Raw genomic sequence first — 3,772 nt, forward strand, 5'->3', positions numbered from 1 at the left:
CCCCGGGGCGGCGGGCGAGGACGCCGCCCGGGGGGCGCCGCGGCCCGGCCGCGCCCCGCTCCCGGAGCCGTACGCCTGGCAGGCCTGGTCGGTGCGGATGGCCCAGCTCTCCGCGCTCGCCCTGCCCGGCCTCGACGGGCCCGTCCACGACGCCGCCCGCGAGCACACCCTCGCCCTGGCCCGCGGCGCCGTCCGCTCCGTCCTGCGCTGCGACCAGCGCGTCGCCGCCCGCCTGACCCGCTGGCTCGCCTGGCTCGCGGCCGACGGGCGGGACCTGCCGCTGGAGGTCGAACCCATGCTGGAGCGGATCCGCGCCGTCGGCGACGGCAGCGCCCGCACCGCGCTCGAACTCGCCGTCGCGGAGCGCCTGCTGACCGGAAGGACGTCATGACCGACCACCGGATCCTTGCCACCGCACAGCAGTTGGGCTCCCGGGCGATGTCCTGGCTGCACACCTGCCACGAACGCGGCTTCGGCCGACTGCCCGACGACGTCACCATCGACCTGGCCGATCCCAACAACGCCTACAAGCCGCTCGCCGAGTCCGCGCTCGCCGCCTCGCTCGTCCTGCGCGACGGCGTCACCGGCCCGGAGGACGCCCGGATCGCCCGTGAACTCCTGGACTTCGGCTGGTCCCAGCTGCGCGAGGGGAACCTCCTGTACGAGCGGCTGCTGCGCTACCCGGTGATGACCGACCCGCTGGAGACATACGTCCACTTCGCCCGGTCCGGCTACCGGCACGCGGCGCTGGAGGAACTGCTGGAATCGCTCACCAAGGTGCGCGGGATCCAGGCCATCGAGATGATGCCCAACCGGCGGCTGGCCCTCGCCAACGCGCGCCGGGTGATCGGGCTGCGCAACCAGCCCGACGACTGGCCCGCCCTCACCGCCAGGACCTGGCTCGGCGCCACCCCCGAGCCCTGGGCGATCGACTGGCTGACCGGCTACCACATCACCCACGCCGTCTTCCATCTCACCGACTGGGGCGCGCAACCGGAGAGCATGCCCGAGCCGATGCGCGACTACGTCCGCAACTGGCTGCCGGTCTGGGTCGACACCTGGCTGGAGGTCGGCCAGTGGGACCTCGTCGGCGAGCTGCTGGTGGTGGACTCCTGCATCGGGGAGCCGGTCACCGGCGCCCAGGGCTGGGAGGCGCTCGCCGCCATCCAGCGCGAGGACGGGCTGATCCCCCGGGAAAGCGCGGAACCGGTCTCGGACGACCCCGAGCAGGCGTTCCGCGACCACGAGCACACGGCCGTGGTCGCCGTGGTCGCGGGCACCGTCACGCTCTCCCGCGCGCTCGGCGGCGCGGCGGTCCCGGCGTGAGGGCACGATGAGCACGACGGTGGCGGGCACGGGAGCGGCGGGCGTCGCGGGAATCGAGGGAGTCGCGGGCACCGAGCCCGGTGCGCCCGGGGCGGAGCAGCTCGCCGGACTCGTGCTCGCCGCCGGGCCGCACGCCACCGCCGTGACCCTCGCGGTGGCGCGCGGCGAGCGCTCCGCCGTCCACTGCCACGGCCGGACCGCCCGCGACGGCGGCCCGTGCACACCCGACACCGGCTACGAACTCGGCTCCGTCACCAAGACCTTCACCGCCCTGCTGCTGGCCGAGCTGGCGGCGCGCGGCGAGGTCGCCCTGGACGACCCGGTGCAGCGCCACCTTCCGGCCGGACGGCGGCCGCCGGACGTCCGGCGCGGCGGACCGATCCGGCTGATCCACCTGGCCACCCACACCTCCGGCCTGCCGGGGCTGCCGCCGGGCCTGCTGGCGAGCGCCGTCCCCGCCTGGAACAGCAACCCCTACGCCGGCTACGACGAACAGCGGTTGTGGGCGGCGCTGGCCCGAACCACCGTGCGCCGCCCGCCCGGTGAGGTGTACTGGTACTCCAACTACGGAGTCGGCCTGCTCGGCCGGCTGCTCGCCGAGGCGGGCCGCGGCCCCGACTACGCCGGGCTGCTCGGCGAGCGGATCGGCCGCCCGCTCGGGCTGCGGACCCTCTCCTGCTCCCCCGACGCGCCGCAGTGCGCGACCGGCCACCACCTCGGGCGGCCGCTCCCGCCGTGGCGCATCCCCGCCCTCCCGGGCGCGGGCGCCGTCCGGGCCGGGGGTGCGGACCTGCTGCGATTCCTGCGCGCCCACCTGGAGCCGGACGGCGGCCCGCTCGGCACCGCGCTGCGGGAGGTGCGGCGGCCCCGGTTGCGGCTGCCGCGCTCCGGCGACGAGATCTGCCTGGTCTGGAACCACCGCCGCACCCCGGACGACCGCGACCTGTTCTTCCACTCCGGCGGGACGCGCGGCTTCACGGCGTTCGTCGGCTTCTGCCCGCAGACCGCCACCGCGGTCGCCGCCCTCACCAACACCGGCCCCACGGTGCGGTCCTCCTTCACCCAGACCGCCTACGACACCTTCAAGCGGCTCGCCCGGCCGGACGGGGAGGCCGCGGAAAGCGGCTGACGTCCCCCGTCCGGCACGGGCCAGGCCGTCAGTCCTGGTCGGACCGGGCGGCGGTGTCGGCCGCGCCTCCGGCGCCGACCGGGCGGAGGCGGGAGGCGGCGGTGGCGGCGAGCTGGGGCGCCAGCCTGGCCACGTCGCGCGACCCGACGGCGGCGATCAGCGACGGCAGGACCCAGCGGACCGGCTGCATCCCGCGCAGCCACGCCTGGGCGTAGACATGGGCGGAGCGCCGGGCGATCCCGGCGGCCAGGCGGTCCACCGCCGGTTCCAGCGGATAGGTCTTGTTGGCCGGCCACGGCAGCCGGGAGCGCATCTGCTTGAGCACGGCGTCCTCGTCGGCCCCGCGCACCATGTCGGTGTCGGTCCAACTCAGGTACCCGACACCCACCTTGACGCCCTGGTGGGCGACCTCGGCCCGGATCGCGTGGGCGAACGCCTCGACCCCGGACTTGCTCGCGCAGTACGCGCTCATCAGCGGCGCCGGGGTCAGCGCGGCCAGCGAGGCGATCTGCAGGAGGTAGCCGCGGCTCTCGGCGAGGGCGGGCAGGAAGGCCCGGGCGGTGGCCACGCTGCCGAGCAGGTTGACCTCGATCACCCGGCTGAACGCCCGGTGGTCGCTGTCCAGCAGCGGACCGCCCAGGGCGATGCCGGCGTTGGCGACGACGGTGTCGATCCGGCCGTAGTGCGCCTTGATCCGCTCGGCGAGCCCGGTGAGCGCCTCGACGTCGGTGACGTCGGCCTCCCAGGCGGTGGCGTCCGGGCCGCACTGTGCGGCGACGGCCTTCAGCTCCTCCGGCTCCAGGCCGACCAGCGCGACCTTGGCGCCGCGCCGGGCGAGGTTGCGGGCCAGGGCGGCGCCGACGCCGCGCGCGGCTCCGGTGACGACGGCGACCTGGGCGGAGAGCGGTGGGGTGGCGGTCATGCGACGGCGGTCCTCTCGGGGTCGACGGTGGCGGCCGGCAGGTCGGTACCGGTGGTGGCGGCGGAGTCCGCGGAGTCCGCGGCGGCGCGGCGGGCCGGGAGGTGGGCGGTCGCCATCCGGTCGATCTCGGCGGCGACCTCGGCCGGCCGCTCGATCGGCGCCATGTGGCCGACCCCGGGCAGCAGGAGCAGCCCCTGCGGGTCGGCGAGCGCCGCGACCATGCGGTGCGCGTGCACCGGCGGGGTGAGCCGGTCCTCGGCACCGACCACGACGGCCGTCGGCGCGGCGAGGCGGGCCAGCCCGGGGCGGACGTCCAGCCGGTCCAGCACCCGCGCCCAGTTGGCGCGGACCCCGGTCGGGCAGGCGTGCGCCATCCGGACGGCCACCTCGGTGCG

General features: G+C 76.5%; 3 protein-coding genes and 2 pseudogenes. 3 read left to right on the forward strand and 2 right to left on the reverse strand.

Features of this window, described 5'->3' with window-relative positions:
- From VR45_RS46620 to VR45_RS02555, 3 genes and pseudogenes are all read left to right on the forward strand, one after another.
- Positions 1 to 391 (forward strand): annotated as a pseudogene (locus VR45_RS46620) (hypothetical protein); the annotation flags it as partial.
- Entirely contained in the window at positions 388 to 1,326 is a 939-nt protein-coding gene (locus VR45_RS02550; RefSeq protein WP_045938018.1) for a hypothetical protein, read from the forward strand. The pseudogene VR45_RS46620 and the gene VR45_RS02550, both read left to right, overlap by 4 nt.
- Before the next feature lie 7 nt (positions 1,327 to 1,333).
- Positions 1,334 to 2,455 carry a serine hydrolase domain-containing protein gene (locus VR45_RS02555; protein WP_078896173.1) on the forward strand — a complete coding sequence of 374 codons (1,122 nt, stop codon included), beginning with the start codon at positions 1,334 to 1,336 and terminating at the stop codon, positions 2,453 to 2,455.
- Positions 2,456 to 2,483: 28 nt separating this feature from the next.
- Here the strand turns inward: VR45_RS02555 and VR45_RS02560 are convergent, their stop codons facing one another.
- Together VR45_RS02560 and VR45_RS02565 are read right to left on the reverse strand one after the other, a co-directional pair.
- On the reverse strand, positions 2,484 to 3,377 hold the full coding sequence (locus VR45_RS02560) for an SDR family oxidoreductase (RefSeq protein WP_045938019.1): 894 nt from the start codon (positions 3,375 to 3,377) through the stop codon (positions 2,484 to 2,486).
- Positions 3,374 to 3,772 (reverse strand): annotated as a pseudogene (locus VR45_RS02565) (alpha/beta hydrolase); the annotation flags it as partial. The gene VR45_RS02560 and the pseudogene VR45_RS02565, both read right to left, overlap by 4 nt.

Source organism: Streptomyces sp. NRRL S-495 (assembly GCF_000966955.1).
Lineage (GTDB): Bacteria > Actinomycetota > Actinomycetes > Streptomycetales > Streptomycetaceae > Kitasatospora > Kitasatospora purpeofusca.

What these genes read in the sequence shown, in the direction of transcription:
- VR45_RS02550 (WP_045938018.1), top strand. Translation starts at nt 388, where the DNA reads ATGACCGACCACCGGATCCTTGCCACCGCACAGCAGTTGGGCTCCCGG.
- VR45_RS02560 (WP_045938019.1), bottom strand. Translation starts at nt 3,377, where the DNA reads ATGACCGCCACCCCACCGCTCTCCGCCCAGGTCGCCGTCGTCACCGGA.
- VR45_RS02555 (WP_078896173.1), top strand. Translation starts at nt 1,334, where the DNA reads ATGAGCACGACGGTGGCGGGCACGGGAGCGGCGGGCGTCGCGGGAATC.